The organism is Akkermansia sp. BCRC 18949 (genome assembly GCF_045011645.1).
Lineage (GTDB): Bacteria > Verrucomicrobiota > Verrucomicrobiia > Verrucomicrobiales > Akkermansiaceae > Akkermansia > Akkermansia massiliensis.
The window spans coordinates 2832898-2857836 of sequence record NZ_CP123619.1 but is presented as its reverse complement, the minus strand read 5'-3'; the positions used below and the strand labels follow the sequence as shown (position 1 = coordinate 2857836).

The window sequence follows — 24939 nt, the reverse complement described above, 5'->3', positions numbered from 1 at the left end:
CCTTAACAATAAATATCATGTCTGACAACAGCATCGAAGAAAAAGTAAGAAGTATCATCGTTGAGCAACTTGGCGTTGAATCCGATAAAGTGACTGCTGATGCGAAATTCATCGAGGATCTCGGTGCTGATTCGCTGGATACCGTTGAACTCGTGATGGCTTTCGAAGAAAACTTTGACATCGAAGTACCCGACGAAGAAGCTGAAAAGCTTCAGTCCGTTGCCGATGTCGTTGCTTACATCGAAAAGGTTCAGGGTTAAGTTGAACTGCTAAAAATCCTTTATTACAAAAGCGGCTTCCCTGTCCAAGGCAAGGAAGCCGCTTTTTCATGGAAAGCTCCCGGCTTCTTCTTCCATGAGTGATCTGCCCTCCTTCTCCCGTGACGATATCCGCTATGCGGCGGAAATGACCCGGGTGGTTTATGAACCGGACCGCCGCATTGATACCTTTGGCGATACCAGGTTCAATTTCCTTCTCCTCAGCGAGCTGATGGATGAAGCGGGCGTGGTGCGCGTGCGCAGCGGCTGGGTGGAGGCGGAAAAGCCGAAGATCATACGCCCTTCCGTTTACAATGAAGTCAGTACGGAGGGCTTTTCCGGAGAGGCCAAGCGCTTCTTTGACTGGCTTTCCAAGAACGGACCGGGCTTTTTGACGCTGCTGGAATACGGCTTCAGGTTCAAGAGGTCGGAAGTGAATGAGGAAATTCTGCATGAACCCCTTGATGCCGTGCGCGGCCGTCTGCTGGACCAGGTGCGCAACGGAGAGGATACGTTCATGGCCCTCATTGAAGGGGTGGATGACGCATGGGAGGTCTCCCTCTTGAAATTCACCGTGGAAATGATACAAAAATCCCATGAGATCAATATCTTTGACTTCAAGCGCAAGGGTCTTCTTTAGCCTTCTGGCGGCGGCCTGCTGCGCCCAGGGAGTTTTTGCGGACGGGGAGAACTATTCCCTCTGGCCGCGCCGTCCGGAAGCCCTGGCGGAAGCCCGGCGCCTGATGGACCGGGGGAGCCTGCCGCAGGCTCTGGAGCTGTTGCAGCCCCTGGTGGAGCAGGGCGGCGTGGTGGGGAGGGAAGCGAAGGATCTCATCGGCAGCCTGCGCATCCGGCAATTGCTGGACCCCAACGGGCCGGATGTGAAGAAATACACCGTACGGAGAGGGGATTCCTGGATACGCATGGTCAGGAAGCTGGACTGCTCCCAGGCCATGGTGATGCACCTCAACGGCCTGATGGACATTCCCGTTCTGCATGCGGGGGATGTGCTCAAGTACCGTCCCCTGGATTTTCATGTAGTGGTGAACGTGCCGGAGAAGGAAGTCTGCCTGTACGACGGGACGAATTTTGTGAAGGGCTATCCCATTCTCTCCATGAAGGACGGAGGAAAAAAGAATTTGGAGACGTCCGTCAAGGACGAGCAGGCCCCTGTTTCCATTTACAGCAAGCAGTTTCCCTCTGCGGACAAAACGCTGGTGCTGGCGGCGGGGGGCTATGTCATTGACGTTTCCCGCGGAGCTCCCCGTTCACCGGGCTTTTATTTGAGCCGGCAGGACTGCAATGAGCTGGCCATGCTGACCCGTGCGGGCACGAAGGTGACCATTCTGAGGGAGAAGGGAGCGGCGCAGTGAGGCTGGTCATTCAACGCGTCACGGAGGCTGCCGTGCACATCGGCGGCGTCTGTGCGGGAAGCACGGGTCCGGGACTGATGATTCTGGCGGGCATTGAAGAGGCGGATACGGAAGAGGATGTGCGCTGGCTTGCCAAAAAGGCGGCGGACATGCGTATTTTTTCCGATGCGGAGGGGAAGATGAATCTTTCCGTGAAGGAAATGGGGGGGAGTGCCCTGGTGGTGAGCCAGTTTACGCTGCACGCCTCCACCAGGAAGGGCAACAGGCCCTCCTTCATCCGCGCCGCAAGGCCGGAGCAGGCCGTTCCCCTGTATGAACTGTTCAAGAGGGAACTGGCGTCCTTGCTGGAAGGCAGGGTGGAAAGCGGCGAATTCGGCGCGGATATGCAGGTTTCCCTGGTCAACGACGGCCCGGTGACCATTTTCATGGATTCCCGTAACAGGGAGTGACGGGAGGGGTGAGAGTGGAGAGTGGAGAGTGGAGAGTGGAGAGTGGAGAGTGGAGCGGCCTTGCGGAATGGGGACTGCCTCCATCCGGAAGTGACAGGGCCAATAAAGGGAAGCCGTACCGCTTTTGCGTTTGGCGCGTATAAGGCGCGCTGTGACCAGCCATGAATACTTGAAAAGGGTTGAAGTTGGTTGAGGAAGCTTGAAAATACAGGCTTCCGCTCCGGAATGGAAGGGCCACGGGGCAATTGAAGAAATAAATGCCTGAAAGGGGCCGTCTTGAATAATTGAAAGGGGCATTTGTCCCATTGGGGACACTTCACCCTTTTCTTTCCCCTTCCTGATCTTTTCAGCCATTTAAGGGCCTATTCTTCCGTCCATTTATGGTTGGTTGCAGCGCCGTCTTGCGGAAAGCGGGAATGCTTCACTTGCCCCGGTTTCTGTCTGTTGCACAGGTTTGCGGCGTTTCCCGGAGCAATAAAAAACTCCCGGCGGGCACGAGCGCCGCCGGGAGTTCTGATTAACGTTTTGAAAAGGGGGCCCGCCTTAGTAGGCGAGGCCTTCCTTGGTGTTGGCCACGATGAAGTCGCGGTTGAGGCGGGCAATGTTGTCCACGCTGATGCCCTTCGGGCAGGCGGCCTCACATTCATACTGGTTCGTGCAGTTGCCGAAGCCTTCCGCTTCCATCTGCTTCATCATGGCCAGGACGCGCTTGGTGCGTTCCGGCTGGCCCTGCGGCAGCAGATTGAGGTGGGCGATCTTGGCGGACGTGAACAGCATGGCAGAGGCATTTTTGCAGGAGGCCACGCAGGCGCCGCAGCCGATGCAGGCGGCGGCGTCAAAGGCGGCTTCCGCCTTCACTTTTTCCACGGCGATGTTGTTGGCATTCGGCGCGGAGCCGGTGCGCACGTCGATGTAGCCGCCGGAGGCGATGATGCGGTCCAGGGCGGAGCGGTCCACCATCAGGTCCCGCAGGATCGGGAAGGCTTTCGCGCGGAAGGGTTCGATCCAGATGGTATCGCCGTCCTTGAACTTGCGCATGTGGAGCTGGCAAGTGGTCACCTGGCGTTCCGGGCCGTGTGGGATGCCGTTGATGGTCAGGGAGCACATGCCGCAGATGCCTTCCCGGCAGTCGTGGTCAAAGTGGATCGGATCCTTGCCTTCCTTGACCAGGCCTTCATTGACGATGTCCAGCATTTCCAGGAAGGAGGCGTCCACCGGAATGTCCTTGGCGGCATAGGTCTCAATGCGGCCCTTGGCTTCCCGGTTTTCCTGGCGCCAGACCTTGAGAGTGAGATTGAGTGTTTTAGCCATGTTATAATCTTTCTTTTAAGTGTTAATGTATTGGCTATCTTTACTTGTAGCTGCGGATGGCAAGGTGCACGTTCTCGAAGGTCAGCGGTTCCTTGTGAAGAATGGGCAGGCTGTCCACGCCGGTGTATTCCCAGGCGGCCACGTAGGCGTATTCTTCGTCGTTGCGCTTGGCTTCGCCGTCCGGCAGCTGGTATTCCACGCGGAAGTGGGCGCCGCAGGATTCCTGGCGGTTCAGGGCGTCATAGCAGAGCAGCTGGGCGAATTCCAGGAAGTCCGCCACGCGGCAGGCTTTTTCCAGTTCCGCATTGATGCCGTTCGCCGTTCCGGTCACACGCACGTTTTCCCAGAATTCCTTGCGGAGCTGGGGAATGCGTTCGATGGCGTTCATGAGGCTTTCTTCCGTACGGGCCATGCCGCAGTCTTCCCACATGATGAGGCCCAGTTCCCGGTGGAAGGAGTCCACCGTCTTGGTGCCCTTCACGTTCAGGAGCTTGTTGATGCGTTCCTTCACTTCGTCTTCCGCGGCCTTGAATTCCGGGGAGGCGGTGGTGACGGAGCCGGGCTTGATGGTCGTGAGGTAGGCGGGCAGCGTGGCGGGAATGACGAAGTAGCCGTCGGACAGGCCCTGCATCAGGGCGGAAGCGCCCAGGCGGTTGGCGCCGTGGTCGGAGAAGTTGGCTTCACCGAGGACGTGCAGGCCCTTCACGCTGGACATGAGGTTGTAGTCCACCCACAGGCCGCCCATCGTGTAGTGGGATGCGGGATAGATCATCATGGGCGTTTCATGGGGATCGTCGTCCGTGATTTCCTCGTACATGTCGAACAGGTTGCCGTACTGGCCGTCAATCCATTCGCGGCCCATGCGCTTGATTTCATCCGCAAAGTCCAGGAAGACGCCCTTGCCGGTGATGGCTACGCCGCGGCCGTCGTCGCAGGCTTCCTTGGCGGCGCGGGAGGAGATGTCGCGCGGAGCCAGGTTGCCGAAGGAGGGGTACTTGCGTTCCAGGTAGTAGTCGCGTTCTTCTTCGGGAACGTCGGAAGGCTTGATTTCCTTCTTGCGGATTTTTTCCGCGGTTTCACGGGACTTGGGCACCCAGATGCGGCCGCTGTTGCGGAGGGATTCCGACATCAGCGTCAGCTTGGACTGGTAGTCGCCCTTGACCGGAATGCAGGTGGGGTGAATCTGCGTGAAGCAGGGGTTGGCGAAGAAGGCGCCGCGCTTGTAGGCCTTGTAGGCGGCGGTGACGTTGCAGCCCATCGCGTTGGTGGACAGGAAGAAGACGTTGCCGTAGCCGCCCGTGCAGAGCAGGACGGTGTCCCCTGCGTAGGACTGGATTTCACCGGTGATCAGGTTGCGGGTGACGATGCCCCTGGCTTCGCCGTCCACCAGCACCAGGTCCATCATTTCATGGCGGGAGAACATTTCAATGTGTCCCTTGGCCACTTCCTTTTCCAGGGCCTGGTAGGCGCCCAGCAGGAGCTGCTGGCCCGTCTGGCCGCGTGCGTAGAAGGTGCGCTTGAGCTGGGCGCCGCCGAAGGAGCGGTTGTCCAGCAGGCCGCCGTATTCACGGCCGAAGGGAACGCCCTGGGCCACGCACTGGTCAATGATGTTGGAGGAAACTTCCGCCAGGCGGTAGACGTTGGCTTCACGGGCGCGGAAGTCGCCGCCCTTCACGGTGTCATAGAACAGGCGGTAGACGGAGTCGCCGTCGTTCTGGTAGTTCTTGGCCGCGTTGATGCCGCCCTGGGCCGCAATGGAGTGGGCGCGGCGGGGGCTGTCCTGGTAGCAGAAGCACTTGACGTTGTAGCCAAGCTCGGCAAGCGTGGCGGCGGCGGAGGCGCCGGCCAGGCCGGACCCTACCACGAGCACGGTGTACTTGCGCTTGTTGTTCGGGTTGATCAGTTTGGACTCAAGCTTGTACTTGGACCATTTGTCCTGAATCGGGCCGGAAGGAATCTTGGCATCCGGCATCCAGTCGCTTACGGGAAAATTAATCATGACTTTGAGAGGAGTTGATGGTTATTTGATGATACCCAGAAGAACCGAGACCGGCACGGAAATGAAGCCCAGGCAGATCACTGCGCCGTAGGCGATGGCGACAAAGTTGTAGAAGGGCCGGATTTTGCGGGAATCAGCGCCCACCGTCTGGAAGATGGACTGCACGCCGTGGCGCAGGTGGCTGAACAGCATCAGGATGGCCAGGATGTAGAAGGCGGAGCACCATACGTTGGAGAATCCGGCCACGATCATCTTGTACACGTCAAAGGTTTCCACCTTGCCGTCGGAAATGAAGGCGGTGTACTGGGCGGGATCGTAGCCCACGCGCAGGGTGTACTGGTACAGGTGGTAGATCAGGAACACCAGGATAGTCAGGCCGGTGTAGATCATGTAGCGGGAGGAGAGCGTTGCCTTGATCGTGTTCTTGAACACGTAGGGTTCGCGGGCGGCGTGGTTTTCCAGCTTCAGCTGGATGGTCAGCCAGATGTGGATGATGAAGATCACCGCAAGCCCCGCGCGGATGCCCCAGAGGGCTGCTTCCGGCATGGAGTGCAGGCCGTGGGCGTAGGTGTTGATCCATTCAGGGCCTCCGAAGATAAGAAGGTTGCCTGCCAGGTGTCCCGCGAGGAACAAGACCAAACATAACCCCGTCAGAGCCACAATGATTTTGCGGCCGATGGAGGATGTCACGAATGTACATATGGTTTTTACTAGTGCATTCATAGGCGCTCTAATGAAATAAATGCGTCTCCACAGGATGCCCGGTTCAAAACCGGATGGCAAGCCTCTTCTTGAATTCCCGGCGCTTTTTGGATTTTTGAAAAGACGCGGAAAGGCATTGCAGTTCACTAGTTTGGAATAGTTATAATTTTGTTACCTGTTCCGGCTTGACGAGGCTTTCCGCATGGGCGTATCGTCTGCGTATGAAAAGGAGTAAAAAAGAGGTATTGGACGCCGATTTTGCGGCGGCGCGCGCCGGGGTGCTGGATATAGCCGCGTTTCTGGACCGGGTGGACCGGGGGGAAGGGGAGGCGGATTTCCGCTACCGCGCCCTGATGGAAGCGCTCCCCCTCCTGTCCGCCTCCGGCGCCGGGCGCGTACGGGCCATTCTGGAAGCCCTTTCCTACCGGGATGACGCCGTGCCGGAAACCGCCGCCGCCAAGGCGGCCTGCGGAGCCCCGAACTTCAGCAAATAAGAATCATGGCTTTCATAGAACCTCATATACACATGGTGTGCCGCACCACGGACGAATACCGGGCCATGGCGCAGGCAGGCTGCCTGGCGGTAGGAGAACCGGCGTTCTGGGCCGGCTATGACCGTTCCTCCGCGGACGGTTTCCGGGATTACTTCGTGCAGCTTACGGAATGCGAACCGGCCAGGGCGGCCAAGTTCGGCATGGACCATTACACGTGGCTGTGCATCAACCCCAAGGAGGCGCAGGACGTGGCCTTTGCCCGGGAAGTGATGAAGCTCATCCCGGAATTCATTGACCGTCCGAATGTCCTCGGCATCGGGGAGATCGGGCTGAACCGGAATACCTCCCATGAAATGACTATTTTTGAAGAGCATCTGGACATGGCAATACGCCTGAACCAGCTTGTCCTGATTCACACCCCCCATCTGGAAGACAAGCTGAAAGGGACCAGAATGATTCTTTCCGCCCTGAAAAACCGTCCGGAGCTGGACCCCGGCCGGGTGCTGGTGGACCATTGCGAGGAGCACACCTTCCCGCTGGTGAAGGAGGCCGGCTACTGGGCCGGGCTGACCCTTTACCCCACCAGCAAGCTGAACCCCAAGCGGGCGGCGGATATTCTGGAGCTGTACGGAATGGATCGCGTCTGGGCCAATTCCGCGGCGGACTGGGGAGATTCCGACCCCCTGGCGCTTACGGCCCTAGCCTGCGAGCTTTACAAGCGCGGTTTTTCCCGGCAGGAGGCGGAGAAGCTTCTTTTAGGCAATCCGGAGACGTTCATGGGACAGTCCCCGAAGTTCCGGAAGGTATCGTCCGTCTAGCCGCATCCCTGGCCGCGGGCCGCTAGTCCCCGTCCGGAAAGAAGACGGTGAAGACGGCTCCCAGGATGACTGCGGCGTCATCCAGGAGACCCAGCTTGCCGATTCCGTCAAACAGGAATTCGTCAGGAGTCAGGATGTAGGCGGCGGCAATGGCGAGCAGCCATATATTCCGCTTGTTGAAAAACCGCGGTTCTCCTTTTTTGCTTTTGAAATACCGGAAAAGGCGCAGGAGCAATTGCTGTTTCTGGAGATTCATGATCAGGATGTGGGGTATGCAGGTTAAAAACGTTTCCCCCTTTCAGGCGGAAGGAGCAGCTTGAAACAGGCGCCCTTCCCGGAACGTGGGGGTGTGCTGCTCCCGGCAGAGCCTGAATGGCCGGTCTGCGCAGGGGTAGGACGGCTGCAAGGATGAGGCGCGCCGCCCGCAGAAGGAAGACGGTTTTTTCCGTATCCGGTTCCGGCTGTTCCGGCGTGGGGGAAAAGGATTTGTGCGTAAGGTGGGGTGACGCGGACGCCCCGTGAAGCGTTTCAGCCGGAGGCTGCCTTGAACATCGTTTTTCAGGGGAGGGAAGGAAGAAGTATCTGCCTCCGGTAGGGTAGGCGCGTTGTGCGGATGCAGAAAGGGCCGCCTCACGGAGTCGCGAGGCAGCCCTGAAAGAAAAACGGAGAACCGGTGCGGTTTTATGCCCTGCGGCGGCGCATCATCAGCGCGGCCAGTCCCAGCAGGCCCAGGGTTGCCGTTGCGGGTTCCGGAACGCTGGCGATTTCACTCATCAACTGGCCGATCTGCTCCTGGGAAAGAGCGGAGTCATGAACGTAGAGCTGTTCAACGGCGTCAGCCAGTCCCGCGTCCATCAGAATTTGGGTGATATCCACGCTGCCGAATTTCAGGCCGCTGGCAGTATGGTACGTGGCACTGTCGCCCAGGTAGATGCGGGTGCCGAGTTCCCCGGTGACCACGGAAATGGTCAGGGTGCCTTCCGTGCCCAGAGCGGAGGTGGTAGGGCCGCCGCTGTATGCGGCATTATTCCATAATCCCTGGAGAGTACGGTCCGTATTCAGGCCCGCACCCCAGCTGGTACTTCCTCCCTTGGCGTTAAACAGGGCGGTATAGGCTTCCGGAGTGTTGATTTTGGACAGATCCAGAACCATGGTCACGGTCATGTTGTTGCGCGTGTTTCCCCCGGAAACGGGCTGGCTAAAGGTCGTGCCGGACAACACCAGATTGCCGCCATCGGTCGTGATGGCAACGGAATCCTTCCGGGTGCCGAAATCCGCCAGACGGGAGGCGAAGTCGGAATACCCTACGATGGAGCTGTCCAGAAGCGTGGTCGCCGCGGTGGCGCTCAGGCTCATGCCGGCTGCAAGCATTAAGGCGTATAGTATTTTCTTCATGATCAATGTTCTGGGGTGAACGGTACGCATGCGCATGCACAAGCAGGGCTTCTGCGTAAATAACTAAATAACGGATTTGGAATCCGGCAAGTATGAAAAAGAGACCAAAGCAATAGGGAAATCAATGAATAACAAAGACCGCTCCACCACGTTAATAAAAGAACCAGAGGCATCAAAAAATCATTATTTCCAACGAATTATGAATGCAATATATTAACCTTTAATATTTTTAATTGTTTGCGGATTCCAAATCCGCTACAAAGCCTAAAAGGAACAGGACAATAGACATGAAGAAAACACTAACAATTTTAGCCGCACTTGGAACCTTCGCCGTTTCCTCAGAAGCCGCGACTGTTTTTAATTATTACACTCCTGGAGCAGACAATTACAACAGTACCATTCATGGGTTCTATCTGGGGCTGGATTCTTCCGCCCTGGCCCCCGTCTCTGGTTCCGGCTCTCCCGCCTCCCTGTCCGGAGATATCCGGCTGGACAGTTTTACTCTGCGCGGGCCCAGCGGCAATACGGGCGCTAACGTCACTTACGGTTTTCTGGTGCTGAACGCTTCCGACAATTCGGTCATCGGCCTGAGCACCAATATGGGAACCTCCGGCAACGGGGTCAATCTGACGTTCAATTTCTCAGCTGTGGACGGTTCTTCCCTGATTCTTGACGCCGGCACGACGTACCGCTACCTGACCGTAAGCCAGGCCGTGATGGACATGATCAACGGAGATACGTCAAAAACGTACTTGTATGCTGCGGGAGGGACAGGCGCGCCTACTTCTTCCACGGATGGAGATACGGTAACCATCAGCAACGGATTGACTGCTCCCGGCATTCGCGGCCATCATGACAGCGCGGGAGCGCCCGATGATTCCATTGTCATTACAGGAGCCAATGGAACCAATACCTTCGCTCAATTATCCCCCATTTTTACGGAGATCCGCGGGGAAGTGGTTCCGGAACCCGCTACGGCCACGCTGAGCCTGCTGGGGCTGGCTGCCCTGATGATGCGCCGCCGCAGGGCCTGAGCCCTTGATGACAGGCTTTTGACGGATAAGGGCTGTTCTCATGGAACGGCCCTTATTTTTTACCCCTGGAAAAAAGGGCTGCGAATGTAACGTATCCGGATGCGGGATTCATGACATCCGGAGGGTGCAAGGATTTCCGGTTTCAGGTTCCCGTATCCGCTTTTCTCCGCATGGCGGCAATTTTCTCAAAGCGCTTTTGCGACGGAGTTCCGGAGACCATCTCCTTTGCCGGAAAATGCAGGTCAAATTCGGCGGCGCACTTTTCATCAAGATCATACACGGCAGCTTCCACGTAACGGCCTTTCATGCCGGATAAGGCCTCTTCCTGCAGTTCGCAGACCTGGAGGGCTGCCGCGTACATGTCATCCGCCGTTCTGATGCCCAGCGTTTCCGCGGCCACGAACCCGTGGCGTGAATAGTAGTCCGGGTCGCCGTACAGCAGAATGGCCCGGAACCCCATTTCACGGGCCTTCATTTTGGTATGTTCGATCATTTGCCGTCCAATTCCCCGGCGCTGGTATTCCGGAAGAACGGAAATGGGCCCCATGCCCAGCACCTCGCATTCCTTCCCGTCATCTGTCCTGATGACGGATTTTGCATAAACGATGTTCCCGACAATGCGGCCGCCGTGGACGGCGACCACATCCAGTTCCGGGATGAAGGAGGGGCTGCCGCGCATGATATGGAGCAGGTAATGCTCATTGCAGCCGGGGGAATAATGGTTCCAGAACGCTTCCCGCGTGACATGTTCCGTTTCGGCATAGTCTGCGGGCTGTTCCGTTCTTAATTTGATGGTCATAGAAGGTCTCTCTTCACGGCTCCCCCTTGGAGAAGTTCCAGAGGCGGTGCATGGTGATGACGTCCGGAATGTTCATGGGGCGTACCACGCGGAAGCCGATCATGCCGCCGTCCGTCAGGTACCAGATGCTTTTGGGGTTCTGGGGATCCTGCCGGTTCCAGGCGGGGGAGCTGGCGCGGCGCGCGGCGCTCCGCAGGCGGTCCGGATCGTCTTCCCAGGAGCCGCCGCGAACGACGTGGGGAGCCTTGGGCGCGATGACCAGGGGGTCTTTGGCGGGCTGGCCGTCCCGCTTGCCGTAGGCATCCGGAAGGTAGGAATCCAGAACCCATTCCGCCACGTTTCCGTGCATGTCCCGGAGGCCCCACTTATTCGGCTTTTTGGAGCCTGTTTTTTGGTAGCGGTCGTTGGAATTGTCCCAGTACCAGGCGTACTGGTCCAGGGCTTCCTCCCCGTTTCCGTAAGAGTAGGCTCCGGGGTTCCCGGCACGGCAGGCGTATTCCCATTCCGCTTCCGTCGGCAGGCGGTAGTAATGCCCGGTCTGGGCGCTCAGCCATTCGCAGAATTTGCTGGCGGCGTGATGGGACATGGAGATGGCCGGCAGGCCGTGTTCATAGCCGTGGCCCATGCCCAGGTTCATGGCGGTGTAGGGGGCTGTGGGCTGCGTGACGGAGTCCCACAGTTCATCGTCCGGCTGTTCCTCCAGAAGCTGGCCGTCCTTGGCGCGCGGACGTCCATTTTCCATGAAGGCCGTATAGAGCTCCCAGGGAATTTCCGTTTCCGAGATCCAGAACGGAGAGACGTTCACTTCATGCCGCGGGCCTTCGTCCGGCTTGCGGCCCGGCTCCTCCGCAGGGCTCCCCATGAGAAAGGTTCCGCCGGGAATGGCGGCCATGCGCAGGGATGCCCCCGCTGCGGGCACCGCTTCCGTATAGGATTCAAAACGTGAGGGGATCCCGGAAGCTTCAATGAGCTGGTGGATTTGGCGTGTGGTGCCGACCAGCTCCCTGGCGGGCAGATCGTCCGGAATAGGGAGGGCGGGTCCGGCGGCGCGGTCCAGCTCCCGTTTTTGCAGTGCGGAGCGGCTCTCTCCCCACTGGCGCGCGCCGGTAATGCGCGCGGCATCCTCCGTGGCCGGGCGGGGGGAGCCGTCGTCCCGGCACCCGGCCAGCAGGGCGCTTCCTCCCAGAAAGCAGGAAACAAGGAAAATGCCGCGCATGGGATGGTGAAGACCGGGAAAGCCTTACATCGTCATGCCCCCGTCACAGGCGATGACCTGTCCGGTGATGTAACGGGCATCGTCAGAGGCGAGGAAGGCCGTCAGGGCGGCGATGTCTTCCACGGAGCCCTGTTCCTTCAGGGGAATTTTCTTGACGATTTCTTCCTTGAGGTTGTCCGGAATGGCGTTGGACATTTCCGTGGAAATGAAGCCGGGGGCAATGGCGTTGCACGTCACCTTGCGCGGGGCGAATTCCAGGGCCAGGGATTTGGTGAAACCGATGAGGCCCGCCTTGGAGGCGGCGTAGTTGGCCTGCCCGATGTTGCCCACGAGGCCGATGACGGAACTCATGTTAATGATGCGTCCGGCAGGGGACTTCATCAGCACGCGCTGCAGGGCTTTCACCGTATTGAACGCGCTTTTCAGGTTGGTATCCATGACGGCGTCCCAGTCTTCCTCCTTCATGCGAAGCATCAGGGAGTCACGGGTAATGCCGGCGTTGTTCACCAGAATGTCGATCTGCGGAAAGTCCTTCAGGATGGCGGAGACGGTTTCCTGAACGGCGGCGTAATCCGCCACGTCGCAGGGATAGGCCTTGCAGGAGTCCGGGAATTCCTTGTTAATCTCTTCTGCGGCTCCTCCACAGCTTGACGGGCTGCGGCTGATCAGGATGACTTTGGCTCCTTCTGAAGCGAAGCGGCGGGCGATGGCATTGCCGATGCCGCGGCCTGCCCCGGTAACGATGGCTGTTTTACCTGCTAACTTTTGCATGCTGCCCACAGTAAACCCGTTTTTCATGGTTCCGGCAAGCTTGAAATGGAAGCGGGAAAGGGCGGTTGTTCTCCACGGCTTTTCCTGTATGGGCGCCTTTTTCCGGTCAATTCGGCGGGAGGAGGTCTTCAGGGTTGGGAGAAAGAACGTTTCCGGCTGTGGCTGGCGTATTATCCTCCTCCGGTTCCGCCACATCTTCATCCGGCTCGACGAGATCGCTGAATTCATCCGAGTTTTCCAGGATGTCCTTCAGGGCGGAGGAGCCGTAATAGCGGGCTTCCAGCAGCCGCTGGCCCTCCTTTTCACAGCGTTCGCTCAGCATGTCCATCCGTTCCTCCATTTTTTCTGACAGGGCGTCCATTTTTTCCTTTTCCGCATCGCTCAATTTCTCCCGGAAGCCCATGAGACGCTGAATGTCCTTCTGAATGCCCTGCAATTTCTTGACGGCCTTGTCCCCGCTTTCCTTGTCCTGTACTGCCGCCAGCGTCTGCTGGACATCAATGGCTACGGAAAAGGCCTGGTTGAGGAGGGAATCCGCGGACGGAGTTTTTTCCGCCGGGGCTGCCGGCGCGGGTGAAGCCGCCGGGGCAGCCGTTTCACCAAAGGCGAGCGGAACTCCGGCCACCAGGGCGGAGGCCAGGACGGGGACGAGGAAAGTCTTCATCCTGTCTTTCTAAGGCAGGATGAGACCCAAGGCAAGGAGAAAAGGGCAGCTGAAAAGGGGAGGACGGTTATTCCGCCGTGATGCCGCCTTTTTCGTCGTCCAGAATGCCTGACTTTTCCAGGTAATAATCGTACCCGCCCGCATAGGTGGTGATGGTTCCCCGGTTCACGTGCAGGGTTTTTTCCGCCAGGGAGCGGATGAAGTGCACGTCGTGGGAGATGAAGACCAGGGTCCCCTCATAATGTTTCAGGGCCTGCACCAGGGCTTCCACGGACAGGAGGTCCAGGTGGGTGGTCGGTTCGTCCATCAGCAGGAGGTTGGGCGGGTCCACCAGGAACTTGACCAGGCTGAGCCGTGATTTTTCTCCGCCGGAAAGCACGCTGACGCGTTTTTCCACATCCAGCCTCCGGAACAGGAAGGAGCCCAGGATGGATCGGGCCTCCTCCTCCCGGATTTCAGCGTTGCACTTCATGATTTCCTCCAGGACGGTGTTTTCCGTATTCAGGTTTTCCGTGCGTGCCTGGGAGAAGTAGCCGATGCGCGTGGTGGTGCCGGGAGTGCGTTTTCCCGAGTCAATGGGGATGATGCCCGCCAGGATTTTCAGCAGGGTGGACTTGCCCGCGCCGTTGGGGCCCACCAGCACGGTGCGTTCTCCCCGTTCCACCAGCAGGTCCAGGTTTTCATAAACCTTGTGGTCGCCGTAGGACTGGCAGATTTTTTCCAGCTCAATGACCTTCTGGGTGCTGCGCGGAGGCTGGGGAAAGTTGAATTTGAACACCTTCCTGCGGGCCACGGGTTTTTGGATGAGCTTCATCTTTTCCAGTTGCTTGATGCGGCTCTGGACCTGCCCGGCCTTGGAGTTGATGGAGCGGAAGCGGTCGATGAATTCCTGGATGTGCGCGATTTCCTTCTGCTGGTTGCGGTAGGCGGCCTGAAGCTGTTCAAAGCGCATGTCCCTTTGTTTCAGGAAATCCGAGTAGTTGCCGCGGTATTCCACCAGTTCCTCGTTGTCGATGTCGTACACGCTTTCCACCAGTTCGTCCATGAAATCCCGGTCGTGGGAAATCATCAGGATGGCGCCGGGGTAGTTTTTCAGGTAGCGCTGGAGCCACAGCAGGGAAAGGAGGTCCAGGTGGTTGGTGGGTTCGTCCAGCATCAGGAGGTCCGGTTCCAGGACGAGCAGTTTGGCCAGGTACGCGCGCATGATCCAGCCGCCGGACATTTCCCGAGCGGGGCGGTGGAAGTCGCTTTCCCGGAAGGCCAGCCCCTTGAGGATTTTCTTGGCCTTGGGTTCCAGCTGGTAGCCGTTGGCGGCGTTAAAGGTGTCAATGGCCTCCGCATACTCCGGCGTATCCGTCTTGTTGGCGTTTTCCGCCGTCCGGATGACGTGGATGGCGCGTTCCATTTCCGGCGTGATGCCCATGGCTATTTCCAGCACGGTTTCATCCTTCGGTTCGCTGGCTTCCTGCGGAAGATAGCCCACCATGGCGTATTCATCCATGTTGATAGAGCCTTCGTCCGGCGTATCTTCTCCCAGAATCATGCGGAACAGGGTGGACTTGCCCGCGCCGTTGGGGCCTACCAGGGCAACCCGTTCCCCCCAGTTAATGGTCATTTCCGTTTCCCGGAACAGGGTGCGTCCGGCGTGGGATTTCGTGAGGTTTTTGATCGTCAGCATGGTGAAGAGGGGCGGCATTCTACCGGGGAGGGAGGGGGAAGGCAAGAGCCGTCAGGGCAGGGACGGTCATTTTTGAAAGCTTTACTGGATTTTTACGCGTAATCTGCTAGCCTTGGCGCGCCATGCCGACCATGCAGACATTCAGGCTTTTGCTTGCTGCCGCCCTCCTGTGCGGATGGAGTTCCTGCTGCACTCCTCCGGCTGAGGATTATATACAGAGACCTTACGTGCAGCAGCAGATGTCCGGATTGGCGAATGCTTTCCTGGGGCTGCTGCCGCCGGAGAAGGCCGCTCTTCCCGCCGCCAGGGCGGAAGCCAAGTGGCTGGCGGACACGGCGGTAGTCCAGTCCGCGGCGATTGCCCGGAATAACAGGATTGTGCTGTTCGGCTGGCTGAACAACATCCTGGTCAATTCCAACCTGCGCGACAGGGGGCTCTGCTGGCAGGTGCAGCAGGATTTGTACCGTGACATGCGCCGCCGCCCCGTGAAGTTTTTCCGTGTGGGGTTGACCATCCGCGACCATGGAACGGGCAGGGAGCACAGCTGCGTGTACGTGAACGCTGCCGGAGGGGGATTGCAGGGTTCCATCGTCCTGGACGCCTGGAAGAACTGCGGGCATCTGGTGGTGCTGACCCAGAAGGACCGGGAAGGGGGCAAATGGGAGGAGGACTGGCGGGAACCGTTCGTGTCCAAGGCCTTTCCTGAAGGGCATTCCTACGGAATGGACCATCACCTGGTCTGGCCCGGATGGGCCAGGAAACGCCCCCTGCTGATCCAGAGGATATTCCAGTCCGGTCAGCAGGAGGAGGCGAAGGCAAGCGGTTCCGCTGCTGTCCATAAAGAAGCTGGCGCTTCCGGCGGCGGAGCTTCCAAGGCTGCCTGAATGTAAAAGGCCGTTTAACGAGGCCGGAGCTTGTGCACGTCCCTGCTTGATGGCGGGTGACGCCTGCATGTGCGGGGAATGCCTGCGTTTGCTACGGCGTCCGCCGTTTTTAAGGAAAATCCCGGTGAACCGGCAAATGACGGCTGAAAACCGGGTTCCGGGCAAATAAAAACGCACTCAGTGCGTACACCGAGTGCGGATTAATTGGATGATTTGCTAATGTTGCAGGGCGAGGCCCTGCTGCAAACTTACTTGCCCTTGGCCTGCACAACCGGAGCGGGAGCAGGAGCGGTGGTTTGCTGTTGCTGCTGCTGCTGGGAGCAAGAAGCGACCAGGCAAGCGGCGCCGGCGATGGCGAGGATAGCGATGTTCTTCATAATTCGAATTAAATACAGTGTTTGTTAACTACTGGAACCTCCGCATCCACGGAGGTTTGCTGGGACCAATGTAAATGGTGGCAAGTAGAAATCAAGAGATTTTCTTGTTCCATGTCACGGCATTACAGAAAAGAGCAGGACCCCCGGTTTCAGGAGTCCTGCTCTTTTTGATGCGTTATGGAAAACGGTTTGTTTCAAAACCGTTTTTTACGGTCACAGGCTGGTGCCTAGTTCAATAATGGAGTAGTCCCCGTCCGGCCTCCGGTACACGATCTGGAGCACGTCGCGTCGCGCATTCCTGTAGAGCACGAAGGGCTTGTCGGAAAGTTCCAGTTCCATGATGGCTTCCTCCTTGTAAAGCTTCTTGAGATTGTAGCTTTCTCTGTGAATGAGGAGGGGTTCCGGGTCTTCCTTGGAATCTCCGGGGTAATCCAGTACGGAATCGTCATATACCGTTTCATCCAGCTTGCGGATGGTTTCCTGGTGATGGGGGCGGAAATTTTTCATCAGGCGCGTCTTGTGCTTGCGCATGCGGCGCATGATTTTGGTGATCGTTTCGTCGATGCAGGCGTACATGTCCGTCCCTTCCGTGGAAGCGTCAATGGTGATGTGGTCCGAGCAGAACAGAATCACCTGGGAAATCTTGCGGTCGCGTTGCACATCAAGCAATACTTTAACCTCCATAATGCGTGGGAAGTCCAGGCGGATCCCCTCAATCTTTTTCGTTACGAATTCCCGAATCGCGTCTGTGACTTCCACGTGGCGCCCCGTGATCGTAATGGGTGTGTTTACGTTTACCTTTTGCATTGTCGTACCTCTTTCTAGTTGATGTTAATGCGCGGAACCCAGTCCGCACCTTTCAAGATATACAGATTTGACAATGTTTGTCGAGGAATCCTTTCTTTTTTTCCGTGTGCGGGGAAGGGGATTTTTCCGCTCTTGTTCCCTCATGCCGGGGCCGGGCAACTCTCCTACCTGTTGTGAGCCAAGCCGCCGGAAGGGGCCTGCGTTTTTCCTTTCCCTTCCGCCGCCCCCGGAAAGCGTTTCCGGACCTCTGTCATACGGTCGCAGCCATGAAAATTTTTATTTGAAAGTACTTGACATGCTGCGGAAGTAGGTTATAACAATTCCGCACTCCTCTACGGATGCTCTTTAAATCGCGGGATGGAGCAGCCAGGTAGCTCGTCAGGCTCATAACCTGAAGGTCGCAGGTTCAAATCCTGCTCCCGTAACCATTTGAAAGCCCTGCAAGTCAAAAGCTTGCAGGGCTTTTTCGTGCCCCTGCGCCATGGGGCGGAAGTAATTCTTTTAAGAAGGTCATCCTTGAAAGGGAAGTGGCGGTGAACGAGTATTTTATGGCCGTGTGGAGCAATGGTGCGCCGTTACTGCCGTCTTTGGCCTTGTGGCGATTACGGACAAAGGGTATGGTGCAGCAAGATAATCTGCGCCACTGGACGGCATGACGAAGGAAAACGGCCCGTTGCCCGGCCGGAAACGATCGTTTGCATCCCTTCCGTGGCGCCGCTCCGGCTGAATAATATAAAACACTACAATAATGGGAAACTCAATTGACCATGGCATGTTCCGGAAGTCCGTCCTGCTGGCTTTCGGATTGTCTTTTTCCTTCTCCGGTCTCGCCGTTGCCGCATCGGGAGAACTGACCCCGGAACAACAGGTCCAGCCCGTTGAAGGCGCCAGGAAAATCAACCCTGCCGCCGTGGAAGTGCTGCTTGGCAAGAACCACCGGATGACATTCGATTTTTACGGGGACAACGTTTTCCGGATTTTCCGGGATGACAAGGGCGGCATTATCCGCGACCCCAAGGCGGAGCCGGAAGCCCGCATCCTGGCGGACAACCCCCGGAAGCCGGTTTCCCGCCTGGACGTGGACCAGCAGGGAGATGTGGTCACCATCACCACAGGGAAGATCAGGATTGAAATAGACAAAAAGACCTCTCTTCTCAAGATCATCAACCTGAAGGACAATTCCGTGGTGGTGGAACAGGCGGCCCCCGTCCTTTTTGAAAAGGGCAGGACCAGCTTTTCCCTGAAAGCGAAGCCGGATGAATATTTTTACGGCGGCGGCGTGCAGAACGGCCGTTTTTCCCACAAGGGGAAGGTGATTTCCATTGAGAACCAGAACAGCTGGACGGATGGCGGCGTGGCTTCCCCCACTCCCTTCTACTGGTCCACCGGCGGCTACGGCGTCATGTGGCATACCTTCAAGAAGGGCCAGTATGATTTCGGCTCCAGGGAGAAGAACCTGGTCAGCCTTTCGCATGATGAAAATTACCTGGACGTCTTTTTCATGGTCAACGACGGGCCCGTCAGCCTGCTGGGGGATTTCTACCAGCTTACCGGCGCCCCCGTCCTGCTGCCCAAGTTCGCCTTTTACCAGGGCCACCTGAACGCCTACAACCGGGATTACTGGAAGGAAGACGAGAAGGGCATCCTGTTTGAGGACGGAAAACGGTACAAGGAAAGCCAGAAGGATAACGGAGGCATTAAGGAATCCCTGAACGGGGAGTTGAACAATTACCAGTTTTCCGGCCGCGCCGTGGTGGACCGCTACAAGGCCCATGACATGCCGCTGGGATGGCTCCTGCCGAACGACGGCTACGGAGCCGGCTACGGCCAGACGGATACCCTGGACGGCAATATCGCGAATTTGAAGAGCCTGGCGGACTACGCCAGGAAGAACGGCGTGGAAATAGGCCTGTGGACCCAGTCCGACCTGCATCCCAAGCCGGAAATCAGCGCCCTGCTCCAGCGCGACATCGTGAAAGAGGTGAGGGACGCCGGAGTGCGCGTGCTGAAGACGGACGTCGCCTGGGTGGGCGCCGGCTATTCCTTCGGCCTGAACGGCATTACGGACGTGGCCCAGATCATGACCTATTACGGTAACAACAGCCGACCGTTCATCATTTCCCTGGACGGCTGGGCCGGAACCCAGCGTTATGCCGGCATCTGGTCGGGCGACCAGACGGGCGGCGTCTGGGAGTACATCCGTTTCCATATTCCCACCTACATCGGCTCCGGCCTCTCCGGCCAGCCCAACATCTGTTCGGACATGGACGGCATTTTCGGCGGGAAGAATCCGCTGGTGAACGTCCGCGATTTCCAGTGGAAGACCTTCACTCCCATGGAGCTGAACATGGACGGCTGGGGAGCCAATGAAAAGTATCCCCACGCCTTCGGGGAACCCTATACCTCCATCAACCGGTGGTACCTCAAGCTCAAGTCGGAATTGCTTCCGTACGCCTACAGCATCGCGGAGGAATCCGTTTCCGGCCTGCCCATGATCCGGGCCATGTTCCTGGAATACCCCAATCCCTACACGCTGGGGAAGGCCACGCAGTACCAGTTCCTGTACGGCCCCTATTTTCTGGTGGCGCCCGTTTACCAGGAAACCAGGGCGGACAAGGAGGGGAATGACGTGCGCCACGGCATTTACCTGCCGGAAGGACAATGGATCGATTATTTCACCGGGGATTTGTATGAAGGCGGCAAGATTTACAATGACGTTGACGCTCCCCTGTGGAAACTGCCCGTGTTTGTCAAGAACGGCGCGATCATTCCCATGGCCAATCCGAGCAACAATGTCTCGGAAATCAATCCTAACCTGCGCATTTACGAGCTTTACCCGCACGGCAGCACTTCCTTTACCGCGTATGACGACGACGGCGTGACGGAGGAATACAGGGCCGGCAAGGGTGTCCGCACCCTGGTTGAATCCCGGGCGGACGACAAGAACAACGTGACCGTCACCGTTCATCCGGCGGTGGGGGATTTCAACGGCTTCCAGAAGAAGAAGGCCACGGAGTTCCGCATCAATGTGACGCAGAAGCCGTCCAGCGTTTCCGCCAAAGTCGGGGAAAACAGCGTCAACCTGGCGGAAACGAATTCCATGGAGGATTTCAAGTCCCGGGAGAACGTGTATTTCTATGACCAGACTCCCAACCTGAACAGGTTTGCGACCAAGGGAAGCGATTTTGAGAAGAAGGTGATTGCCAAAAACCCGCAGCTGCTGGTGAAGCTGGCCCCGGCGGATATTACGGCTGTCCCCACCGTGCTTTCCGTGGAAGGCTTCCGCTTTGAACCCGCGGAAAAATACCGTGTCTCTTCCGGCGCCCTGACCGCTCCCGCTAATGCCAGGGTGACGGAGGAAAACGCGGCCGCATATACCTTGACTCCTTCATGGGATGCTGTTCCGAACGCTGATTTTTATGAAATCGAATTCGGCGGAATGCTGTATACCACCATCAAGGGGACGGAGTTCCTGTTTGAGGATTTGGAGGCGGAAACGCCCTATTCCTTCAATGTACGCGCCGTCAACAAGGACGGCCATTCCGCCTGGACGGCCATCAGCGCGAAGACCAAGGCCAACCCGCTTGAGTTCGCCATTCCGGGAATCGAAGGTGAAACGAGCGTGGAAAACCAGGGCAATTCCCTGACGAAACTCTTTGACTTCAAGGAAAAGGACGCGTGGCACACGAAGTACAACGAGAAGGCCGTGCCGTTTGACCTGGTTCTGGACCTGAAGACCATCAACAAGCTTGAGAAGTTCCATTACGTTCCGCGTGAGGACGGCGGCAACGGAACGCTCCTGAAGGGCTCCGTTTCCTACAGCATGGACCGGGAAAACTGGACGAAGGCCGGAACGTTCCAGTGGGACAAGAATGGCGACGTGAAGATCTTCAACTTCAAGGACGCCCCCACGGCGCGCTACATCAAGCTGAATGTCACGGAAGGCGTGGGCGACTACGGCTCCGGCAGGGAAATCTACGTCTTCAAGGTGCCGGGCACGGAAAGCTATCTGCCGGGCGACATCAATAATGACGGCAAGATCGACCGGAACGACCTGACCTCCTACATCAACTACACGGGCCTGCGGAAAGGCGATTCCGACTTTGAAGGCTACATCAGCAACGGAGACATCAACAAGAATGGCCTTATTGACGCTTACGATATTTCCGTGGTAGCCACCCAGCTGGAAGACGAAGCCGACCAGCCGCAGGAAGAAGCCGCCAGGAAGGACGAGGAAGGGGATAAGAAGGAAGGGGACGGCGAGAAGAAGAAAGCCGCCGAGGAGGCAAAGAAGAAAGCCCGCTTGGACGGAAAGCTCCTGCTCAGCGCCGATAAGAAGAGGTACGCCAAGGGAGACGCCGTCAAGGTGACCGTGAAGGGCCGGAACCTCCGGCTGGTGAATGCCCTGAGCTTTGCCCTCCCGTACGATCCCAAGGATTTGGAATTCGTGGGCGTGGAGGTTAAGAACATGAAGAAGATGGAGAACCTGACGAACGACAGGCTTCATACGAACGGAACCAAGGCCCTGTATCCCACCTTCGTCAATATCGGGGACAAGGAACCTGTGGAGGGAACCTCCGAGCTGTTTGTGCTGAAGTTCAAGGCCCGTCGCGACGTGAAGTTCCAGCCGAAGCTCACGGACGGCATGGTGGTGGATAAAAAGCTGAACACCAGGAAATTGTAATTTTAACATCCTGATGCGGCTCCATGCGCGGCTGGACAGCGTCCACGCATGGAGGCCGCCGTTTCCGGCAGGGCGCCCCCGCGGCTTTCGCCGCCGTGGAACGGCGCCCTTCCGCATGTTCCGGAGGCTTCCGGACGGAGCGGCGGAGGGGAAATATTTCCCTGCGTTGCTGTTCCGGCGGAGGGGTGACGCAATGAGGCTCCCTTCACGGGCGGATGAACCGTTTTTTTCTGGAGCGCCCGGTCTTTTCACTTATGTTGGGGGTGCCAGACAGGCGCCCACGATGCCATGACCGGCCCCGGACTCATCTCCTTGTTCTGCTTTCTGATGACGGCCGCCCATTTTTTGCGCGGCGGGATGCATGCGGGCGTCATTTTGTGCATGGGGCTGGCGGCGCTTTCGTTTTCCCGGCGCGGCTGGCTCCGCAGGAGCGTCACGTTCCTGCTGCTGGCCTCCCTGCTTTTCTGGGGGGCGGAAACCTGGCATCTGGCCAGGCTGCGGATGATGGAGGGACTGCCGTTTCTGCGGCTGGCCGCCATTCTGGCGGGCGTACTGCTGCTTCATGCGGCGGCCATCCTGTGGCGCAGGCGCGGGGAGAAGGATTTGCCTGTTCCGGAGCTGGCGCGCAGCCGCGTGTTTTCCGCCTCCGTGCTATTTCTGTTTCTGCTGGATGCGCTGGCCCCTTTCCGCCTGCTGCTGGGAGAGCGTGTTCTGCCGTGGCAGGGCGTCAACGGATTCGTGATTCTTCTTCTGGCCTGGTGGGGAGGCTATTGTGCGGAGGGGCTGCTGAATCCGCAGGCGTCTCCCCGCAGGCGGCGGCTGATGTGGACCGTATTCGCCTCCGTGTTTTTTCTTCAGTTTCTGCTGGGCGTGACGGTGGCTTCCTCCCTGCTGATGACGGGCAGGCTGCATGTTCCCGTGCCGTTCATGATGATTTCCGGCCCGGTTTACCGGGGAGAAGGCATCTTCATGCTGGCGCTGTTCAGCGTATCCGTCCTTCTGGTCGGGAGCGCGTGGTGCAGCCATCTGTGCTACTTCGGGGTGTGGGACTGCCTGTCCGCCGCCTCCTCCCGCAGAAAGGGGCGTCCGGTGAAGGGAGGCAAGGGCCTCCGGGACTGGAGATGGGCGGCCCTCGCCGCAGCGGTGGGAACGCCGCTGCTCCTGTCCCTGTGGGGACTCCCGGTGGAATACGCCCTGGCGGTTGCGCTTGCCGCGGCTTTCCTGGCTCCCCTGGCCTGGAGAATGAGCGCCGCGGGCGGCGTGAGGGAATATTGCAGCAGGTTTTGCCCCATGGGGCTGGCCGCCGGTTTGCTGGGCAGGCTGTCCCCCTGGCGCATGCGCGTGAAGGAGACGTGCACCGGGTGCATGCAGTGCGCCGCCGCCTGCCGTGACCTCGCCATCTCGCGCGAGGGCGGGGCCTGCCGCATTTCCAGGCGCTGCACCCTTTGCCGGGACTGCATTTCCCGGTGTTCCCACGGCGCTCTGGGCCTCGGCATGGCCGGTCCCTTCTCCTCTGTGCCGTCCGCGCGGGCGGACATGTATTTTGTAACGCTGGTTTCCGTCATGCACGTGGTGTTCCTGGCGACGGCGCGAGTCTGATTTTATTCATCATGAGAAATACCTACACCCTGGAATATCCGTTTTGCGGAGGATGGATGAAACCCGCCCAGTGGCAGGCCGTTCTGGACGCCGTGGACGGGGGATGCCGCCTTGTTTCCTTTTCCACCCTGTCCATTCCTCTGGACGGGGTGGATGAGCGGGAATGCGTGGAGAAGGGCATTGCCCTGGCGGAAAAGCTTTCCCGCCTGGTTCCCTATACGGAACAGGCCGTGGATGTAGGTTCCTCCCTCTGCTGGGGGGAAAACCGGGACGCATGGCTGGAGTTCGCCGGAAAGTTGAACAGGTTTTCCGCTCCCGTTTCCTTCCCCGCGTATGAAATACGCAAAAACCGCGAACGTCTTTTTTCCTCGGACCCGCAGCCTGAAGAACGTTTTTCCGCCCTGCACAAGCGCGCCCGTATTTGTCTGGAAGAGGCTCCGCACCATGAATTCGGGCTGTTTTCCTGTGACCTGGGCTTTGTGGTTCCCAAGGGCGGCCATCCGGAGGGCGGCGTGCATTTGTTTGCCGGAGGCGGGGGCGGCATTCAGGGGGGCAGTGCGGCCCTGGCGCCGCGGGCGGCATCCTGGCTGGGGCGGTATTCCCTGCCGGAGGCCGTGAAGGCGGCGGGGGTGCTGACGGCCCTGAATGAACAGTTCGGGGAACCGGACAATCCGCGCAAGAGGAGATTGAAGTCGCTGTTCGCCTCCCGCAGCCTGGACTGGGTTCTGAATGAATTGAAAAACGCCGGCTTGTACCCGGGAGAGGGGGAGCAACCTGAGTTTTCCTCTTCCGGGGAGTGGAGCCGCAATGATTTCTATAACGGGCTGCTGGTGGCGCTCCCTTCCGGCAGTCTGGAGGATACGCCGGAATATGCCGTGGCGTCGGCATGGCGGCGCGTGGTCCCTTTTTTGACTTCTCCGGTGCGCATCACGCCGCGGGGCAATTTGAGGCTTCATCCGGCGGACAGGTGCGTGGCGGAACGCATCAAGGTACTGCTGCGCGGGTCCAGGCATTTTCCCCCGCTCTCCATTGAATCCTGCTCCTGCCGCGGCTTGCCGGGCTGCCGCCGCGCCCGCGCCGCTTCTTCCCTGGTCCACCGGGAGCTCAACGGATGGCTGGAAGAAATTCTGCATGAATTCGGGCTGGATGACGAACCCGTGGTGTTCCGGATTTCCGGCTGTCCCAACGGCTGCTCCCGCCCCTTGTTTGCAGAGCTGGCCATGGTGGGCCGCAGCGAGGGCGTTTACGATGTTTTTGCCGGAGGGCGCGCCCAGGGCGACAGGACGGCGTTCCTGCTGCGCCGCGCCGTTCCCCTTGGCGAAGTGAGGGAGCTGTTCCGGGAACTCTTCCGGCAGTTCGCCCTTGCCAAAGGGGAGAATGAGGAGTGGACGTTCGGGGAGTGGGTCTTTGACCGCCTGCTTTCCGGAGAGACAGAGCCGTGACGGCTGCACCGTCCGTGAATTCCACGGGAAGCTTCAGGGGGCGCGCCGGGACCTCCCTGTTTTTTCATGGGCATGCATTAGGAGGCGCGAAGATGAAAGCCGCGTTTTTCCTTTTTCCGGTATGTTGTTGTGTGGCGATTTTTTGACCTGAAAATGGTTCAGGCGGGTTCCGGAACGGATATGGTG

Annotated in this window: 23 protein-coding genes and 1 tRNA gene; 12 read left to right on the top strand and 12 right to left on the bottom strand. The window is 58.4% G+C overall.

Annotated elements, in window-relative coordinates; genetic code table 11:
• The first annotated feature begins 17 nt into the window (after positions 1 to 17).
• From P8A25_RS12035 to dtd, 4 genes are all read left to right on the top strand, one after another.
• A complete protein-coding gene (locus P8A25_RS12035) occupies positions 18 to 260 on the top strand; it encodes an acyl carrier protein (RefSeq protein ID WP_022396893.1) in 243 nt (80 codons plus the stop codon).
• A 94-nt stretch (positions 261 to 354) separates the two neighbouring features.
• Complete coding sequence (locus P8A25_RS12030; protein ID WP_022396892.1) at positions 355 to 897, top strand: hypothetical protein; 543 nt, start codon at positions 355 to 357, stop codon at positions 895 to 897.
• A complete protein-coding gene (locus P8A25_RS12025; RefSeq protein ID WP_102721137.1) occupies positions 869 to 1630 on the top strand; it encodes a LysM domain-containing protein in 762 nt (253 codons plus the stop codon). The genes P8A25_RS12030 and P8A25_RS12025 overlap by 29 nt, the downstream gene beginning before the upstream one ends.
• Positions 1627 to 2079 carry a D-aminoacyl-tRNA deacylase gene (gene dtd, locus P8A25_RS12020; protein WP_102728607.1) on the top strand — a complete coding sequence of 151 codons (453 nt, stop codon included), beginning with the start codon at positions 1627 to 1629 and terminating at the stop codon, positions 2077 to 2079. Before P8A25_RS12025 ends, dtd begins: the two co-directional genes overlap by 4 nt.
• A 543-nt stretch (positions 2080 to 2622) precedes the next feature.
• Here dtd and P8A25_RS12015 read toward each other — a convergent pair.
• From P8A25_RS12015 to P8A25_RS12005, 3 genes are read right to left on the bottom strand one after another with little or no spacing between them, the layout of a single operon-like run.
• The gene (locus P8A25_RS12015) at positions 2623 to 3390 is read right to left on the bottom strand and encodes a succinate dehydrogenase/fumarate reductase iron-sulfur subunit (RefSeq protein WP_022395921.1); all 768 of its coding nucleotides are present in this window, start codon (positions 3388 to 3390) and stop codon (positions 2623 to 2625) included.
• 40 nt (positions 3391 to 3430) lie between these two features.
• Complete coding sequence (locus P8A25_RS12010) at positions 3431 to 5389, bottom strand: fumarate reductase/succinate dehydrogenase flavoprotein subunit (protein ID WP_215442394.1); 1959 nt, start codon at positions 5387 to 5389, stop codon at positions 3431 to 3433.
• A gap of 21 nt (positions 5390 to 5410) precedes the next feature.
• A complete protein-coding gene (locus P8A25_RS12005; RefSeq protein WP_102721140.1) occupies positions 5411 to 6112 on the bottom strand; it encodes a succinate dehydrogenase cytochrome b subunit in 702 nt (233 codons plus the stop codon).
• Positions 6113 to 6312: 200 nt separating this feature from the next.
• Between P8A25_RS12005 and P8A25_RS12000 the strand changes: the two genes are divergently transcribed.
• Together P8A25_RS12000 and P8A25_RS11995 are read left to right on the top strand one after the other, a co-directional pair.
• Complete coding sequence (locus tag P8A25_RS12000; protein WP_022395924.1) at positions 6313 to 6585, top strand: hypothetical protein; 273 nt, start codon at positions 6313 to 6315, stop codon at positions 6583 to 6585.
• A gap of 5 nt (positions 6586 to 6590) precedes the next feature.
• Positions 6591 to 7403, top strand: coding sequence for a TatD family hydrolase (locus tag P8A25_RS11995; protein ID WP_180973007.1), 813 nt, complete (start codon positions 6591 to 6593; stop codon positions 7401 to 7403).
• Positions 7404 to 7425: 22 nt separating this feature from the next.
• On the opposite strand, the gene P8A25_RS11990 is transcribed toward P8A25_RS11995, so the two are convergent.
• Positions 7426 to 7659 carry a YkvA family protein gene (locus P8A25_RS11990; protein WP_022395926.1) on the bottom strand — a complete coding sequence of 78 codons (234 nt, stop codon included), beginning with the start codon at positions 7657 to 7659 and terminating at the stop codon, positions 7426 to 7428.
• Between the two features lie 425 nt (positions 7660 to 8084).
• Entirely contained in the window at positions 8085 to 8798 is a 714-nt protein-coding gene (locus P8A25_RS11985) for a PEP-CTERM sorting domain-containing protein (protein WP_404838710.1), read from the bottom strand.
• Between the two features lie 287 nt (positions 8799 to 9085).
• Between P8A25_RS11985 and P8A25_RS11980 the strand changes: the two genes are divergently transcribed.
• Positions 9086 to 9832 (top strand): PEP-CTERM sorting domain-containing protein, encoded by a 747-nt coding sequence (locus P8A25_RS11980; protein ID WP_022397868.1) that lies wholly within the window; start codon positions 9086 to 9088, stop codon positions 9830 to 9832.
• A gap of 142 nt (positions 9833 to 9974) precedes the next feature.
• Here the strand turns inward: P8A25_RS11980 and P8A25_RS11975 are convergent, their stop codons facing one another.
• The 5 genes from P8A25_RS11975 to P8A25_RS11955 all read right to left on the bottom strand — a co-directional run bounded on the left by P8A25_RS11975 (position 9975) and on the right by P8A25_RS11955 (position 14960).
• Positions 9975 to 10631, bottom strand: a complete 657-nt coding sequence (locus P8A25_RS11975; RefSeq protein ID WP_102721144.1) for a GNAT family N-acetyltransferase — start codon at positions 10629 to 10631, stop codon at positions 9975 to 9977.
• 13 nt (positions 10632 to 10644) lie between these two features.
• The gene (locus P8A25_RS11970; RefSeq protein ID WP_022397870.1) at positions 10645 to 11847 is read right to left on the bottom strand and encodes an SUMF1/EgtB/PvdO family nonheme iron enzyme; all 1203 of its coding nucleotides are present in this window, start codon (positions 11845 to 11847) and stop codon (positions 10645 to 10647) included.
• A gap of 24 nt (positions 11848 to 11871) precedes the next feature.
• On the bottom strand, positions 11872 to 12618 hold the full coding sequence (gene fabG, locus P8A25_RS11965; RefSeq protein WP_102721145.1) for a 3-oxoacyl-[acyl-carrier-protein] reductase: 747 nt from the start codon (positions 12616 to 12618) through the stop codon (positions 11872 to 11874).
• Between the two features lie 106 nt (positions 12619 to 12724).
• Complete coding sequence (locus P8A25_RS11960; protein WP_215442391.1) at positions 12725 to 13282, bottom strand: hypothetical protein; 558 nt, start codon at positions 13280 to 13282, stop codon at positions 12725 to 12727.
• 67 nt (positions 13283 to 13349) lie between these two features.
• Positions 13350 to 14960 (bottom strand): ABC-F family ATP-binding cassette domain-containing protein, encoded by a 1611-nt coding sequence (locus tag P8A25_RS11955; protein WP_102721317.1) that lies wholly within the window; start codon positions 14958 to 14960, stop codon positions 13350 to 13352.
• Between the two features lie 122 nt (positions 14961 to 15082).
• On the opposite strand from P8A25_RS11955, the gene P8A25_RS11950 reads away from it, so the two are divergent.
• Entirely contained in the window at positions 15083 to 15844 is a 762-nt protein-coding gene (locus tag P8A25_RS11950) for a hypothetical protein (protein ID WP_102749281.1), read from the top strand.
• Positions 15845 to 16092: 248 nt separating this feature from the next.
• Here P8A25_RS11950 and P8A25_RS11945 read toward each other — a convergent pair whose 3' ends face one another.
• Together P8A25_RS11945 and hpf are read right to left on the bottom strand one after the other, a co-directional pair.
• Positions 16093 to 16221, bottom strand: a complete 129-nt coding sequence (locus P8A25_RS11945; protein ID WP_012420041.1) for a hypothetical protein — start codon at positions 16219 to 16221, stop codon at positions 16093 to 16095.
• A gap of 213 nt (positions 16222 to 16434) precedes the next feature.
• On the bottom strand, positions 16435 to 17028 hold the full coding sequence (gene hpf, locus P8A25_RS11940) for a ribosome hibernation-promoting factor, HPF/YfiA family (protein WP_022397875.1): 594 nt from the start codon (positions 17026 to 17028) through the stop codon (positions 16435 to 16437).
• Positions 17029 to 17379: 351 nt separating this feature from the next.
• Here hpf and P8A25_RS11935 point away from each other — a divergent pair.
• From P8A25_RS11935 to P8A25_RS11920, 4 genes are all read left to right on the top strand, one after another.
• Positions 17380 to 17456: transfer RNA gene (locus P8A25_RS11935), tRNA-Met, on the top strand.
• 320 nt (positions 17457 to 17776) lie between these two features.
• Positions 17777 to 21712 carry a TIM-barrel domain-containing protein gene (locus tag P8A25_RS11930; protein WP_215442390.1) on the top strand — a complete coding sequence of 1312 codons (3936 nt, stop codon included), beginning with the start codon at positions 17777 to 17779 and terminating at the stop codon, positions 21710 to 21712.
• 288 nt (positions 21713 to 22000) lie between these two features.
• Positions 22001 to 23311, top strand: coding sequence for a 4Fe-4S binding protein (locus tag P8A25_RS11925; RefSeq protein WP_215442389.1), 1311 nt, complete (start codon positions 22001 to 22003; stop codon positions 23309 to 23311).
• An 11-nt stretch (positions 23312 to 23322) separates the two neighbouring features.
• Positions 23323 to 24753 (top strand): hypothetical protein, encoded by a 1431-nt coding sequence (locus P8A25_RS11920; RefSeq protein WP_215442388.1) that lies wholly within the window; start codon positions 23323 to 23325, stop codon positions 24751 to 24753.
• The last annotated feature ends 186 nt before the right edge of the window (positions 24754 to 24939 follow it).

What these genes read in the sequence shown, in the direction of transcription:
- P8A25_RS12035 (WP_022396893.1), top strand. Translation starts at nt 18, where the DNA reads ATGTCTGACAACAGCATCGAAGAAAAAGTAAGAAGTATCATCGTTGAG.
- P8A25_RS12030 (WP_022396892.1), top strand. Translation starts at nt 355, where the DNA reads ATGAGTGATCTGCCCTCCTTCTCCCGTGACGATATCCGCTATGCGGCG.
- P8A25_RS12015 (WP_022395921.1), bottom strand. Translation starts at nt 3,390, where the DNA reads ATGGCTAAAACACTCAATCTCACTCTCAAGGTCTGGCGCCAGGAAAAC.
- P8A25_RS12010 (WP_215442394.1), bottom strand. Translation starts at nt 5,389, where the DNA reads ATGATTAATTTTCCCGTAAGCGACTGGATGCCGGATGCCAAGATTCCT.
- P8A25_RS12005 (WP_102721140.1), bottom strand. Translation starts at nt 6,112, where the DNA reads ATGAATGCACTAGTAAAAACCATATGTACATTCGTGACATCCTCCATC.
- P8A25_RS12000 (WP_022395924.1), top strand. Translation starts at nt 6,313, where the DNA reads ATGAAAAGGAGTAAAAAAGAGGTATTGGACGCCGATTTTGCGGCGGCG.
- P8A25_RS11995 (WP_180973007.1), top strand. Translation starts at nt 6,591, where the DNA reads ATGGCTTTCATAGAACCTCATATACACATGGTGTGCCGCACCACGGAC.
- P8A25_RS11990 (WP_022395926.1), bottom strand. Translation starts at nt 7,659, where the DNA reads ATGAATCTCCAGAAACAGCAATTGCTCCTGCGCCTTTTCCGGTATTTC.
- P8A25_RS11985 (WP_404838710.1), bottom strand. Translation starts at nt 8,798, where the DNA reads ATGAAGAAAATACTATACGCCTTAATGCTTGCAGCCGGCATGAGCCTG.
- P8A25_RS11980 (WP_022397868.1), top strand. Translation starts at nt 9,086, where the DNA reads ATGAAGAAAACACTAACAATTTTAGCCGCACTTGGAACCTTCGCCGTT.
- P8A25_RS11975 (WP_102721144.1), bottom strand. Translation starts at nt 10,631, where the DNA reads ATGACCATCAAATTAAGAACGGAACAGCCCGCAGACTATGCCGAAACG.
- P8A25_RS11970 (WP_022397870.1), bottom strand. Translation starts at nt 11,847, where the DNA reads ATGCGCGGCATTTTCCTTGTTTCCTGCTTTCTGGGAGGAAGCGCCCTG.
- fabG (WP_102721145.1), bottom strand. Translation starts at nt 12,618, where the DNA reads ATGCAAAAGTTAGCAGGTAAAACAGCCATCGTTACCGGGGCAGGCCGC.
- P8A25_RS11960 (WP_215442391.1), bottom strand. Translation starts at nt 13,282, where the DNA reads ATGAAGACTTTCCTCGTCCCCGTCCTGGCCTCCGCCCTGGTGGCCGGA.
- P8A25_RS11955 (WP_102721317.1), bottom strand. Translation starts at nt 14,960, where the DNA reads ATGCTGACGATCAAAAACCTCACGAAATCCCACGCCGGACGCACCCTG.
- P8A25_RS11950 (WP_102749281.1), top strand. Translation starts at nt 15,083, where the DNA reads ATGCCGACCATGCAGACATTCAGGCTTTTGCTTGCTGCCGCCCTCCTG.
- P8A25_RS11945 (WP_012420041.1), bottom strand. Translation starts at nt 16,221, where the DNA reads ATGAAGAACATCGCTATCCTCGCCATCGCCGGCGCCGCTTGCCTGGTC.
- hpf (WP_022397875.1), bottom strand. Translation starts at nt 17,028, where the DNA reads ATGCAAAAGGTAAACGTAAACACACCCATTACGATCACGGGGCGCCAC.
- P8A25_RS11930 (WP_215442390.1), top strand. Translation starts at nt 17,777, where the DNA reads ATGGGAAACTCAATTGACCATGGCATGTTCCGGAAGTCCGTCCTGCTG.
- P8A25_RS11925 (WP_215442389.1), top strand. Translation starts at nt 22,001, where the DNA reads ATGACCGGCCCCGGACTCATCTCCTTGTTCTGCTTTCTGATGACGGCC.
- P8A25_RS11920 (WP_215442388.1), top strand. Translation starts at nt 23,323, where the DNA reads ATGAGAAATACCTACACCCTGGAATATCCGTTTTGCGGAGGATGGATG.